The sequence below is a fragment of the Streptomyces mauvecolor genome (assembly GCF_039532965.1).
GTDB classification, from domain to species: domain Bacteria; phylum Actinomycetota; class Actinomycetes; order Streptomycetales; family Streptomycetaceae; genus Streptomyces; species Streptomyces violascens.
The window spans coordinates 1-13,354 of the sequence record NZ_BAAASQ010000018.1 but is presented as its reverse complement, the minus strand read 5'-3'; the positions used below and the strand labels follow the sequence as shown (position 1 = coordinate 13,354).

10 protein-coding genes are annotated in these 13,354 nt (G+C 71.7%); 2 read left to right on the top strand and 8 right to left on the bottom strand.

The annotated features are described in order from the left end of the window. Both ABD346_RS23065 and lepA read right to left on the bottom strand, forming a co-directional pair. Complete coding sequence (locus ABD346_RS23065) at positions 1–1,884, bottom strand: AMP-dependent synthetase/ligase (RefSeq protein WP_344377310.1); 1,884 nt, start codon at positions 1,882–1,884, stop codon at positions 1–3. Positions 1,885–2,119: 235 nt separating this feature from the next. Then, the gene (gene lepA, locus ABD346_RS23060; RefSeq protein ID WP_189964157.1) at positions 2,120–3,985 is read right to left on the bottom strand and encodes a translation elongation factor 4; all 1,866 of its coding nucleotides are present in this window, start codon (positions 3,983–3,985) and stop codon (positions 2,120–2,122) included. A gap of 225 nt (positions 3,986–4,210) precedes the next feature. On the opposite strand from lepA, the gene rpsT reads away from it, so the two are divergent. Further along, a complete protein-coding gene (gene rpsT, locus ABD346_RS23055; protein ID WP_053726104.1) occupies positions 4,211–4,477 on the top strand; it encodes a 30S ribosomal protein S20 in 267 nt (88 codons plus the stop codon). A gap of 185 nt (positions 4,478–4,662) precedes the next feature. Here the strand turns inward: rpsT and ABD346_RS23050 are convergent, their stop codons facing one another. The 4 genes from ABD346_RS23050 to ABD346_RS23035 all read right to left on the bottom strand — a co-directional run bounded on the left by ABD346_RS23050 (position 4,663) and on the right by ABD346_RS23035 (position 9,557). After that, a complete protein-coding gene (locus ABD346_RS23050; protein ID WP_344377307.1) occupies positions 4,663–5,499 on the bottom strand; it encodes a 4'-phosphopantetheinyl transferase family protein in 837 nt (278 codons plus the stop codon). Further along, positions 5,496–7,232 (bottom strand): acyl-CoA dehydrogenase, encoded by a 1,737-nt coding sequence (locus ABD346_RS23045; RefSeq protein WP_344377305.1) that lies wholly within the window; start codon positions 7,230–7,232, stop codon positions 5,496–5,498. The genes ABD346_RS23050 and ABD346_RS23045 overlap by 4 nt, the downstream gene beginning before the upstream one ends. A 3-nt stretch (positions 7,233–7,235) precedes the next feature. Then, entirely contained in the window at positions 7,236–8,951 is a 1,716-nt protein-coding gene (locus ABD346_RS23040; protein WP_344377304.1) for a fatty acyl-AMP ligase, read from the bottom strand. A 267-nt stretch (positions 8,952–9,218) separates the two neighbouring features. Further along, positions 9,219–9,557: a DUF6059 family protein gene (locus ABD346_RS23035; RefSeq protein ID WP_344377302.1), complete on the bottom strand. Its 339-nt coding sequence runs from the start codon at positions 9,555–9,557 to the stop codon at positions 9,219–9,221. Positions 9,558–9,826: 269 nt separating this feature from the next. Here ABD346_RS23035 and ABD346_RS23030 point away from each other — a divergent pair, with 269 nt between their 5' ends. Beyond that, positions 9,827–10,441, top strand: coding sequence for a response regulator transcription factor (locus tag ABD346_RS23030; protein WP_344377301.1), 615 nt, complete (start codon positions 9,827–9,829; stop codon positions 10,439–10,441). A 58-nt stretch (positions 10,442–10,499) separates the two neighbouring features. On the opposite strand, the gene ABD346_RS23025 is transcribed toward ABD346_RS23030, so the two are convergent. After that, a complete protein-coding gene (locus ABD346_RS23025) occupies positions 10,500–12,911 on the bottom strand; it encodes a sensor histidine kinase (RefSeq protein ID WP_344377299.1) in 2,412 nt (803 codons plus the stop codon). Positions 12,912–12,974: 63 nt separating this feature from the next. Next, a partial coding sequence (locus ABD346_RS23020; protein ID WP_425583022.1) for a sensor histidine kinase occupies positions 12,975–13,354 on the bottom strand: 380 nt, incomplete at its 5' end.

Genomic DNA, 13,354 nt, shown 5'->3' with positions numbered 1-13,354 from the left:
TCAGGCCTCGCGGGAGCCCGCGTACATCTCGTCGATCAGGGCCCGGTACTGGCGCTCGACGACCGGCCGCTTCAGCTTGAGGCTGGGCGTCAGCTCGCCGTGCTCCACGTCGAGGTCGCGCGGGAGCAGCCGGAACTTCTTGATCGTCTGCCAGCGCTGGAGGCCCTCGTTGAGGCGCTTGATGTAGCCGTCGACCAGCTCCACGGTCTTCGGGGAGGCCACGACCTCGGCGTAGGAGCCCTGGATGCCCTGCTCCTTGGCCCAGCCGAGGATGGTGGGCTCGTCGAGCGAGATCAGCGCGGTGCAGAAGTTCCGGTCGGCGCCGTGCACCAGGATGTTGGAGACGAACGGGCAGACCGCCTTGAACTGGCCCTCGACCTCGGCGGGTGCGATGTACTTGCCGCCCGACGTCTTGATCAGGTCCTTCTTGCGGTCGGTGATACGCAGGTAGCCGTCCGCGGACAGCTCGCCGATGTCGCCGGTGTGGAACCAGCCGTCGGACTCCAGGACCTCGGCGGTCTTCTCGGGCAGCCCGTGGTAGCCCTGCATGATGCCGGGGCCGCGCAGCAGGATCTCGCCGTCGTCCGCGATCCGCACCTCGGTGCCGGGCAGCGGCTTGCCGACGGTGCCGGTGCGGTAGGCCTCGCCCGGGTTGACGAAGGAGGCGGCCGAGGACTCGGTGAGGCCGTAGCCCTCCAGGATGTGGATGCCGGCGCCGGCGAAGAAGAAGCCGATCTCGGGGGCGAGCGCCGCCGAGCCGGAGACACAGGCCCGCAGCCGCCCGCCGAACGCCTCGCGGATCTTGCTGTAGACGAGCGCGTCGGCGACCTTGTGCTTGGCCGAGAGCGCGAAGGGGGCGCCGGGCCGGCCGGTGCGGCGGAAGTTGTCCTGGCTGGCCTTCGCGTACTCGCGGGCCACCCCGGCCGCCCACTGGAAGATCTTGTACTTGGCCCCGCCGCCCTCGCGGGCCTTGCCCGCGACGCCGTTGTAGACCTTCTCGAAGATGCGGGGCACCGCGGCCATGTAGGTCGGCTGGACCACCGGGAGATTCTCGATGATCTTGTCGATGCGGCCGTCGACGGCGGTCACGTGCCCGACCTCGATCTGGCCCGAGGTGAGCACCTTGCCGAAGACGTGCGCGAGCGGCAGCCACAGGTACTGCACGTCCTCGCCGGTGACGAGGCCCGTCGCGGCGATCGCCTTGGCCATGTACGACCAGTTGTCGTGCGGCAGCCGTACGCCCTTGGGCTTGCCGGTGGTGCCGGAGGTGTAGATGAGGGTGGCGAGCTGGTCGGCGGTGATGGCCGCGATCCGCTCCTCGACCGCCGCGGGGTTCTTCTCCAGGTGGGCGGCGCCGCGTGCCTCCAGGTCGGCGAGGCTGAGCACCCAGCCCTCCGGGTCGCCCTCCACGGGCTCGGCGCCGGCCGGGTCGACGACCACGACGTGCTTCAGGTTCGGCAGCTCGGCGCGGCGCTCGCGGGCCTTGGCCAGCTGGGCCGCGTCCTCGGCGATCAGGACCCGGCTCTCGGAGTCGGCCAGGATGAACGCCGACTCCTCGGCGTTGGTGGAGGGGTAGATCGTGGTCGTGGCGGCGCCCGCGCACATCACCCCGAGGTCGGCCAGGATCCACTCGACGCGGGTGGAGGAGGCGAGCGCGACCCGCTCCTCGCCGCGCACCCCGAGGTCGGCCAGGCCCGCGGCGATGGCGTAGACCCGCTCGGCGGCCTGGGCCCAGCTGAGCGACTTCCACTCGTCGGGGGCCTGCCCCGCACCCGGCACGGGGTAGCGGTAGGCCTCCGCGTCGGGCGTGGCGTCCACGCGCTGGACGAAGAGGGCCGCCACGGACGGCGGCCGATTCTCGATCAAGGTCTGTGTGTCGCTCACGACGTCCTCCGGGCTGGCCTGCGGCAAGGCTGCGCGACTGGTTGGTTCTCCGGGTGCTCTGGCTGTCCGACGCTTGTTTAACTGGCGAGTAACCATCGGGCCGTGATCAGAGTAGAGCGCCGTCGCCCGGCGCGTAAGAGGCAACGGAGAGTGGTTTCATAACGAACGGACCCCCGTGCGAAGGCGCGGGGGTCCGTTGTGGCGGTAGTGCGGAGAGCCGGTGATCGAGGGCCTGCTACTTCTTCTTGCCGCCCGAGTCGTCGCTGGAGAGCACCGCGATGAAGGCCTCCTGCGGGACCTCCACGGAGCCCACCATCTTCATCCGCTTCTTGCCCTCCTTCTGCTTCTCCAGAAGCTTCCGCTTACGGGAGATGTCGCCGCCGTAGCACTTGGCGAGGACGTCCTTGCGGATGGCGCGGATCGTCTCGCGGGCGATGACCCGGGAGCCGATGGCGGCCTGGACGGGCACCTCGAAGGCCTGGCGCGGGATGAGTTCGCGCAGCTTGGCGACCAGGCGCACGCCGTAGGCGTAGGCCGCGTCCTTGTGGCAGACCGCGGAGAAGGCGTCGACCTTGTCGCCGTGCAGCAGGATGTCGACCTTGACCAGGCTGGCGGCCTGCTCGCCGGTGGGCTCGTAGTCGAGCGAGGCGTAGCCGCGCGTCTTGGACTTCAGCTGGTCGAAGAAGTCGAAGACGATCTCCGCGAGCGGCAGCGTGTAGCGGATCTCGACCCGGTCCTCGGAGAGGTAGTCCATGCCGAGCAGGGTGCCGCGCCGGGTCTGGCACAGCTCCATGATCGAGCCGATGAACTCCGACGGCGCGAGGATGGTGGCCCGCACGACCGGCTCGTACACGTCCGAGATCTTGCCCTCGGGGAACTCGCTCGGGTTGGTGACGGTGACTTCCTTGCCGTCCTCCAGGACGACCCGGTAGACCACGTTCGGCGCCGTCGCGATCAGGTCGAGGCCGAACTCGCGCTCCAGGCGCTCGCGGATCACGTCCAGGTGCAGCAGGCCGAGGAAGCCGACGCGGAAGCCGAAGCCGAGCGCCGCCGACGTCTCGGGCTCGTACACCAGGGCGGCGTCGTTGAGCTGGAGCTTGTCGAGGGCCTCGCGCAGGTCCGGGTAGTCCGAGCCGTCCAGCGGATACAGACCGGAGAAGACCATCGGCTTCGGGTCCTTGTAACCGCCGAGGGCTTCCGTCGCGCCGTTGTGGAGGCTGGTGATGGTGTCACCGACCTTGGACTGACGGACGTCCTTCACGCCGGTGATGATGTAGCCCACCTCGCCGACGCCGATGCCGTCGGACGGGGTCATCTCGGGGGACGAGACGCCGATCTCGAGGAGCTCGTGGGTGGCGCCGGTCGACATCATGCGGATGCGCTCGCGCTTGTTGAGCTGGCCGTCCACCACACGGACGTAGGTGACGACGCCGCGGTAGGAGTCGTACACCGAGTCGAAGATCATCGCGCGGGCGGGCGCGTCGGCGACGCCGACCGGGGCGGGCACGTCGCGGACCACGCGGTCCAGGAGCGCGTCCACGCCGACGCCGGTCTTCGCCGAGACCTTCAGCACGTCCTCCGGCTGGCAGCCGATGAGGTTGGCGAGCTCCTCTGAGAACTTCTCGGGCTGGGCGGCCGGCAGGTCGATCTTGTTGAGGACGGGAACGATGGTGAGGTCGTTCTCCATGGCCAGGTACAGGTTGGCCAGCGTCTGCGCCTCGATGCCCTGGGCGGCGTCGACCAGGAGGACGGTGCCCTCGCAGGCGGCGAGCGAGCGCGACACCTCGTACGTGAAGTCCACGTGGCCCGGGGTGTCGATCATGTTCAGGATGTGGGCCCGGCCCTGGCCGGGGCCTTCGGTGGGGGCCCACGGCAGCCGGACCGCCTGGCTCTTGATCGTGATGCCGCGCTCGCGCTCGATGTCCATGCGGTCGAGGTACTGAGCACGCATCTGCCGCTGCTCGACCACGCCGGTCAGCTGGAGCATCCGGTCGGCAAGGGTCGACTTGCCGTGGTCGATGTGCGCGATGATGCAGAAGTTGCGGATCAGCGCCGGGTCGGTACGGCTCGGCTCGGGCACGTTGGGAGGAGTCGCGGGCACGCAGGGTCCTGATTCTTGAGGCCCGCGGTCAAATCGCGGCGCCTCGTCTCGGGTCGACGACGGTTCGATACGTAAGGAACAGCCTCTATCGTCCCACGCCTGCGGGCCTGTGCTCGGTTTGGGCCGGTCGGGAGGCGGCTGGTACCGTGGACAGCTGTGTCTCGTCACCCTTGTGGCGGCGGGCACGACCGAAGATCGAATCATCGAACCTGCAAAGGCTCTTTCGTGGCGAACATCAAGTCCCAGATCAAGCGGAACAAGACGAACGAGAAGGCGCGCCTGCGCAACAAGTCCGTCAAGTCCTCCCTGCGCACCTTCATCCGCAAGGCCAACGAGGCCGTCGCCGCCGGTGACGTCGAGAAGGCCACGGCTGCGACCCGCGCCGCCTCGCGTCAGCTGGACAAGGCTGTCTCGAAGGGCGTCATCCACAAGAACGCCGCCGCCAACAAGAAGTCGGCGCTGGCGCACAAGGTGGCCGGCCTCCAGGGCTGAAAACCCCGCTTCATCTGATCGACCCGCCCGACGGGACCAAGCGGCCCCTCTACCGCTCCCCGAGGGCACCCCAGTGCCGCGCGCGGACGCGTTCGCCACGCGGGCGCGGTGCTAGTGCCAGAAGTACCCGAAGGCCCCGTTTCCTCCTTCCCCAGGAGGAAACGGGGCCTTCGCGCTGCCCGGGATCAGTGCTGGACGCGGCCGACCAGGTCGACGACCTCACCGAGGAAGCCCTCGTCGAGCATGGTGGACACGGCCGTGTCGCCCTCGTCGCGCAGCCCCGTGTCGTGGCAGGCGACACCGACCAGATAGCCGCCCTCCAGCTCGAAGGTGGCGAAGGCCCACTCGCCGTGCGAGGCGGGCTCGCCCTGCGGGGTGAGCAGGGTGGTGGCCTCCGCGTCGAAGCCGAACTGGGTGAAGCCCATCCGCATGCCCTGGCCGAGCGCCTTGGTGTACGCCTCCTTCAGCGTCCAGGTGCGCACCAGGCGGCGCTGCTGCTCGGCCTCGTCGAGGGCGCCGAGCCAGCGGCGCTCGGCGGGGGTGCACAGATGGCGCTGGACGGCGGAGTACTGGATGCGGCGGTCGGCGAGCTCGGTGTCGACGCCGACCCGGCCGCGCCGGTTCAGGCCCACCACCAGGAGGTCCCGGGTGTGGCTGAGGCTGACCTCGATCTGGTCGCAGCCGCGCAGATAGGGGCGCCCGCCCGCCTTGGAGGCGAGCTCCACGGTCTCGGGCGGGGTCTGCAGGGCGGCGCCCGCGGTGTACTTCACCAGGAGCCGGGAGGCGGCGAAGCGGTCGCGGGCCTCGGGGTCCTGGAGGTTGTTGAGGCGCTGCCAGTCGCGGGCGCCGAGCAGGGGGCGCAGCTGGGGGTCGGCGACGGCCGCGGGCAGCCAGTCGCGCCAGTTCGCGTGGACGACGACATGGCCGTGCCACGCCATGGACTGCCGCACCCGGCTCCATGGGCTGTCGGGTCCCGGCATCAGAAGGGGTTCGGCGATGCCCGTCCTTGTGAGGGGGCTCATGGGGTACCTGCTTCCGCCAGAGGCGCGTCGTGAAGATCGAAACTGCGGCCGGCCCGAAAGCGCGCCAGCAGCTCCTCCGCGACCCGGTCGACGCAGTCCGGCGGCAGCGGAGGAAGGGTGAGGCCGAGCCTGCGGCCGTAGCGGTGCAGGGCGAGCACCAGCCAGGCGGGGTCGGCGAGGAATCCGGCGGTGCCCCGGTGGCTCTCCCACACGGCGAGCGCCGCGCCGGCCGCGACAAGGACGGAGTGCCGGTCGGCGAGTGCCGCGGTCGCGGGGCTCGCGAGCGCCGCCCGGTCGCCGGGTTCGATGAGGAGACAGGCCTCGCGCACGGCGAGCAGGTCGGCGTGGAAGGCGGCGGCCATCGTCCGGAGCACCTCGCCGTACGGGCCGTCGGCGGGCGATCCGGTGAGGCGGGCGGCGGACGCGATGAGCGATGCGGCCAGGAAGTCGCCACCGCCCGCGACTTCGAGGCCGCCGATGTCGAGGTGGGGTACGGGCTCGGCGGCGCGGAACAGCGCGGCGGGCGGCTCGGCCTCCCGGCCCCAGGAGTGCCGGGCCAGGACGGGGAGTTGGGGGATGACCACGGCCTGGCAGGAGGCGGTCCCGGCGTGGCCGAGCCCGGCGGCGGGCAGGTCGCGCAGGAGCTTGGTGAGGGTGCCCTGGTCGGTGTCGCGGCTGTAGCCGCCGGCCCCGAGCACGGTGGCGAGCTCTTCCAGGTCGTCCCTGAGCAGGTCCGGTACGAGGTACTTGAGTTCGGCGGCGGCCAGATGGGCGGCTCCCGGCAGCAGCGACAGGGCGCGCAGCACGGCGGTGGCCATGGCGTCGCCCGCGAGCAGATCGGCGAACACTCCGGCAAGCACGCCGCGTTGGCGCCTGCCGAGGCTCTCCCCGGCGAGCGCGGCCCGCACCGCCGCGCGCAGCACCGTGTCGACGGAGGCGATGACGGCGCCGGTGATGAGGGTGCGGTTGAGCTGGAACGTACGCAGGGACAGGCGTACGCCCGCGCCGAGTTCGCCGACCAGCGCGTCGCCCGGCACCGCGCACGCGTCGAACTCGTACCCGGCGAAACGGCAGCCGCGCATGCCCGTGGTGGGCTGTCGCTTCAGCAACCGCACGCCGTCGGAGGGGAGCTGGGCGGGATCGAGCAGGAACACCGAGTGCGAGGCGGGGCCCGGCGCGGGGTCGGTGCGGACGTAGGCGACGACGGCGCCGGCGCGTTCGGCGTTGATGACGACGTCCTTGCGGCCGTCCAGGACGAAGCCGCCGGAGTACTCCATGGCGGTGAGTTCACCGCGCAGCATGGCGGTGCCGTGGGCGAGCGAGCGGTGCACGATGGCCGCGCGGCCGCCCGACACCAGGAGCCGGGCCACGCTCTCGCGCTGCCGGTCCGACCCGGCGGCGAACACCGGGGCGGCCGCGAACAGCGAGGTGATGCCGTAGCCGAAGGCGAGTGCGACATCGCGGCGGAAGACCGGGCGCAGCATCCGCATCAGCTGGTCGGCGTCGCGCAGCCGGCCGCCGAGGGCGACCGGCACCAGTTCGGCGCCGAAGCCCTCCTCGCCGAGCAACTCCTCTGCGGCGTCCAGGAGTCGACTGTCGCCGTCGGCGGCGAGCAGGGCGCGGAAGCCCAGCGGGTTGGCCGGGTCGCAGGGGTCGCCGAAGCGGAGTTCGAGCCGCTCGGCGCGGCGGCCTACGTCCGGGTCCGCGGGGGCCCGGACGGCGGTGTCGGGCATGGCTCAGCCTCCTTCAGCGGCGTACGGCGGCGCCGACGCGTACAGCGGGCGCAGTTCGCCGCGCAGATAGAGCTCGCGCATCAGTGAGCGGCGGACCTTGCCGCTGGTGGTGCGGCGGACGGTGCCGGGGCGGACCAGGACGACGCCGCCGAGCGATGCGCCGAACTCCTCGCGCAGGCAGCCGCGGACGCGTTCGGCGAGGTCGGCGAGCTGGCCGCGGCTCCAGCCGGCGCCGCGGATCTCCTGGATGGCGACGATCTCCTCGCGTTCGGCGGGCGCGGAGAGCACCACGGCGGAGCCGAACGGGGCGCCGGAGTGGGCGAGTTGGCGCTCGGCCTCCTGCGGGTGCAGGGTGCGGCCGTCGACGAGGAGGGCGTCCTTGATGCGGCCGGTGAGGTAGAGCTCGCCGTCGCGCAGCGCGCCGAGGTCTCCGGTGCGCAGGAAGCCGTACTCGCCCGAGGAGGTGGCGTGGCCGAAGGCGGCGGCGGTCTCCAGGGGGCGGCGCCAGTAGCCGTCGGCGACGGCCTCGCCGCGCACCCAGATCTCGCCGACGGCCCCCTCGGGAAGCACGGCCGAGCTGTCCGGGTCGACGATGCGTACGGTGACGCCGCGCGCGGGTCCGCAGCCGGCCAGGGTGCGCACGGGGTGGCCCGGCACCGGCGGTCTCAGCTCGCCCTGCTCCAGGCCTTCGGCGGACACGGTGGCCGGGGCGGGCGGCAGTCGGTCGGCGAGGCTGACCAGGAGGGTGGCCTCGGCGAGCCCGTATCCGGCGGCGAGCGCGCCGGGGCGCAGGCCCGCGGCGGCGAAGCGGTGGGCGAAGGCGCTGAGGGTGACGGCGGAGACCGGCTCGGAGGCGTTGACGGCGGTGGCAAGGGCGCTCAGGTCCAGGCCCGCGAGGTCGTCGTCGCCTGCTTCGGCGAGGCAGCGGGCGTATGCGGAGTCGGGGGCGGCGGTGACGGTGACGCGGTGCCGGGCCACCTCGCGCAGCCAGCTCAGCGGGTCGGCGGCGAACAGCCGTTGCGGCATCAGGACGGCGGTGGCTCCGAGCCAGAGCGGGTGGAGGAGCTGGCCGATCAGCCCGAGGTCGTGGTGGAGCGGGAGCCAGCCGCCGATGCGGGCGTCCTCGTCGGTGCCGAGCGCGGTGCGCAGGCTCTCCATGGTGGCGAGCAGGTTGGCGTGGGTGACCTGGACGCCGCGCGGGGCGGCGGTGGACCCGGAGGTGTATTGCAGGAGTGCGGTGTCGGTGCCGGTCACGGCGGGCGGCTGCCAGTCGGCGCCCTCGTCGGGCAGGCAGTCGACGGCCAGGCACACCACTGCGGAGCGTCCGGCCTCCGCGAGGCGCCGGGAGAGTTCGGGGGCGTGCGCGGACGAGGTGAGCATGACGGCGGCGTCGGTCTCGGCGGCGATCGCGGCGGTGCGTTCGGTGGCGGCCCGTGAGCTGTCCGGCGGCGGCACGGGCACGGCGACGGCGCCCGCGTACAGGCAGCCGACGAGGGCGGCGACGGTGTGCGGGCCGCCGTCCATCGAGATGAGGACGGGCGCGCCGGCCGCGCGGCGGCGCAGCAGCGCGGCCGCGACGGACCTGGCCCGTACGTCCAACTCCCGGTAGGTTCGGCGGTCGGCGTTGCCGTCACCGTCCAGGCAGAGCAGAGCGGTCCGTGCGGCCCGGTCGGCGAACCGCGCCGCCAGTGCCTGCGTGAAGCTCTTCGCTGGGGTCATCCTCTGCTCCCTGGTGCTCGGACGGATGCTTCGTCCTCCTACTCTGTTCCTCGCCCCTAGACGGGTACTTGAAGATCAACTGTGCTGGGGCGGCTAGGGGGTGTCCGATGGGTCAGGGTCGGATAGGGCGCGGCGTCTGGTGCGGTGCATCGCAAGGCGCCGGAGCGTCCCGATAGCGGAGCTCTCGGGACGTTTCGGCAACGCGGCGAGGTGCCGTGCCAGGCGTCGCGACCCCGGCCATGACCCATCGGACACCCCCTAGGCCGCTCATCCTCTGCGTCCGGGCACCTCGTTCAGCAGGTCCTGCAGGAGCAGGAGTTCCTGGCGGGTGAGCGGGACGTCGGGGCGCAGCCGCTCGGGGTGGCCCGGCGGCGGGCCGTCGTCGTCGGTGCGCAGCATCAGGCGGAACCCGCTGTCGAGCGAGCGCAGCCGGGCCCTGTTCCCGTCGGCGGCGGTCAGATACATGTCGACGCCGCCGTGCACCATGAGGGCCTCGCCCACGGGGCGCAGGAAGCGGCCGATGAGGCGGCGCCAGGTGCCCTTGGGACGGCGGCGGGTCACGCCGCCCTGTCCGTCCGGAACATCCGGGTTCTTCCGGCGGGCCATGTCAGAGAACACCTTCCGAGCTGGGGTGTCCGTTCATGTTCACGTCACCTCTCCCTTCCCCCTGGCCGCCGGACGGCGCCTGGGTGGAGGGAGGATGGGAGCGGCCACTTGAGCGGTGGTCGGGTTCTGGCTGAAAGCTGCGGGTGCGGAACTGCTCGTACCAGTCCTGAAACGGCATGTGCCGGATTGGCCTCAGCCCCGGGACTTGGCCGCCGCCTATTGCATAATCGCTAGCAACCGACCCATGATCCAGCACAACGGGGGGCACCATGGTGCGAGTTCTGATTGCCGAAGACATGCATATGCTGCGCAAGGCATTGGTGTCACTCATTGAACTGGAGCCCGACCTGGAAGTGGTCGCCGAGTTGTCGTCCGGTACGGACATCGTGCCGACCGCGATGGCCATGCGGCCGGATGTCGCCGTTCTCGACATCGACCTGCCCGGCACCGACGGAATCACCGCCGCCGCCGGGCTGCACACCTCGGTACCGGAGTGCCGCACGCTCATCCTGACCAGCCTGGGCAGACCCGGAAACCTCAGACGGGCGCTGGCCGCCCATGTCTCCGGTTTCCTTCCCAAGGACTCCGACCCCGACAGCCTCTGCGCCGCGATCCGCCAGGTGGCGGCGGGCGAGCGCGTCATCGATCCACAGCTGGCACTCGCCACGCTCGACTCCGGCCCCTCCCCGCTCACCGACCGCGAGCAGGAAGTCCTCCAGCTCGCCTCGGAGGGCATGGAAGCCGGCCAGATCGCATCCCGGCTCCATCTGTCGTCCGGCACCGTGCGCAACTATCTGACCTCGGCCGTCAGCAAGCTCAACGCGCGTAACCGGGTCGATGCCATCCGAATCGCCCGCGAGGCGGGCTGGCTGCACTCGGTCTGAGGACCGGGCCGGAGCTGCCGCATCAGCCCCGGCCGAAACGTTCCTGCCGTCCCTGGTCTCAGGCCGCGAGGAGTTCGACCTCGGCCCTGAGCTCGAACCGGCCGTCGGGCCGCGGCCCCGCCGTGAGCCGGCCGTTGACCGCCTCGACGCGCGTCGTCAGATTCCCGATCCCGCTGCCACCGCCCATCCGTGAGGCGAGCGAGGGATCTCCCTTCAGACCCGCCCCGTCGTTGACGAGGGTCAGCCGCACCGCGCCGGCCGTCCGCTCGGCGGTGATCTCGCAGCACTCCGGGCTGCTGTGCCGCAGCATGTTGGTCAGGCCCTCGCGTACGAGGGTGGCGAGCACGGTCTCCACATCGCCGGGGAGTTCACCGCAGTCGAGCCGGACGGTGGCGTGGATGCCGGCCCCGGCGAGCATGGCCATGGCGTGCTCGGCCTCGGTGCTCAGACACATCCGCCGGCTTCCGCCCGCCATGGTGCGGACATCGGCGAGCGCCTCGCGGACGATGCCGAGCACCTCGGTCAGCTCGTGGCGCGCCTGCACCGGCTCGGCCTGCGCGAGCCGGCGCACCAGCTCGCACTTGAGGGTGATCGCGGAGAGACTGAACCCGAGCAGATCGTGCAGGTCACGGGCGAACCGCAGCCGCTCGGTCGTCACCGCGAGCCGGGCGATCTCGGCGCGGGAGCGGTGCAGTTCGGTGGCGAGCTGCGCCATCCTGGTCAGCCCGAACACGACCACGGCACAGATCGGCGTGTACGCGGTCTCGTAGATCACGTCCTGCGTCGAGACGCCCACCGCGTACTGCGCGGCGTCGCTCGCCACGGTGACCAGGACGAGCACCGGCCAGCCGGCCACCGCGGGCAGGGCGAGCAGCGCCGACCCGGCGAGGAAACCGGGGATGCCCGCCCAGGCCTTGCCGAACACCAGGAACGGCACGAACTGGAGCAGCGCCTGCGCCCCCAGCGCCCCGTAGCGCACCGGCCCGCTCCAGCGCGGCCCCCAGGCGAAACGCCGGTGGAAGGACTCGGCGAGCTGGAGCGCGAGGCAGCCGAGCAGACAGAGTTCGACGGTGGGCAGCCCGCGCGCGTACGGCTCGTACGACCAGCCCTCGGCGGAGTACGACAGGAAGTAGCCGACCAGCACAGCGAGGGTGATCGCGCCCGCGGCCCGGGGCATCATGTCGGTGCGGCCCGGCCGGGCCGCCCTGCTCCGGTCGCCGGTGGCCGGGCCGCGCCGCCGCGACGTGGGCGCCTCGGCGTCCTGCCGCAGCGGTACGACCGCGCGCAGCCGGAACCAGCCCCGGCCGTCGGCACCGTGGGTGAGGGTGCCGCCGAGTTCCTTGAGCCGGGAGTCGAGCGTGGCGAGGCCCCCGCCCGGCTCCGGCTCGGTCGTACGGCCACGTCCGACACCGTCGTTGCCGAGAACCAGGACGGCGACGCCGCCGCCGCACTCGGTGCTGATCACACAGCGCGCGGCCTTGCTGTGCCGCAGCATGTTCGTCAGGCCCTCGCCGAGCACGGCGGCGAGCACGGTGTCCACGGAGGCGGGCAGGTCGCCGCAGCGGTGGCGCACGGTGGTGTCGATGCCGGCCGCCGAGAGCATCGGGACCGCCGCGTTCGCCTCGTCCGACAGGGACATCTGGCGGTAGCCGCGGCTGACCGAACGCACATCGGCGAGCGCCTTGCGCGAAGTGCGCAGCACCTCACCGACCTCTTCGTACGCCCTGGCGGCCTCCTGCGACGCGTCCGCGAGCAGCCGGTAGGCGAGTTCGCACTTGAGGGAGATCGCGGAGAGGCTGAGCCCGAGCACCTCGTGCAGATCGCGGGCGAACCGTAACCGCTCCCCCGCCACCGCGAGGCGCGACAGTTCCTCGCGCGAGGCGTGCAGCCGGTCGATCATGTCGGACATCCGCGAGAGCCCGATGACGACCAGCGGAATCAGCACCGCCTCGATGCCCCCGTACACGAAGTCCCCGGCGTCGAACCCGAAGTGCTCGAACAGCGCGAGCTCCCCGGCGACCGCGCAGCCGAACAGCGGCCAGCCGAGGGCAGCCGGGAAGACGAGCACCGCCGAAGCCGCGAAGAACTCCGTCATCCCGCCCCACGCTGCCCCGAACGCGATGATCGGCAGATAGGCGAGCAGTCCTTGGAGCACCCAGGTCGCATACCGGTAGCGGCCGAGCCGGAGGATGAACCCCGGGAAGGAATGGACCAGTTGGAGCCCCATGATCGCGGCGAACCCGAGCACGGCGGCCACGGCGTGCCACACCGTGCGGTGCTCGGCCCAGACATGACTGCCGTCGATCACGAAGAAGCCGAGCAGCACGCCGGCGGTGATGGCGATGGCGGTACGCCGCGGCAGCGCCCGCCCGGCCCCGCGTACGGCCGGGTCCCGGTCGGCCGGCTGTGCGCCCGCCGATTTTGCGCCCGCCGGTCTCCCGCGCGATCGGCCGACTGCATCGGTCCTCAAGTGTCCCCCATGAGCTTGCTTCTTCGGATGTCGGTGGTGCGTGTGATGCGCGCTGCTCCGTCTTCAGGCCGCGGCGAGGAGTTCGACCTCCGCCTTCAGCTCGAACCAGCCATCGGGACGCGCCCCGGCTTCCAGACGTCCGTTCACCGCGTTGACCCGGGTGGTCAGATTGCCGATCCCGCTGCCGCCGTTGACCTCCACCCCGAGGGCGGTCGCGGCGCCCGTGTCCACGCCGTCGTTGACGAGCGTGAGCCGCACGCCGGCGGCGGTGCGCTCCGCCGTGATCCGGCAATGCTCGGCTCTGCTGTGCCGCAGCATGTTGGTCAGGCCCTCACGCAGCATGGTGGCCAGGACGGTGTCGACCTCCTCGGGCAGCTCACCGCAGTCGGTGTCGACGGTCGCCCGGATCCCCACCCCGGCCAGCATCGCGGTAGCACTCTCCG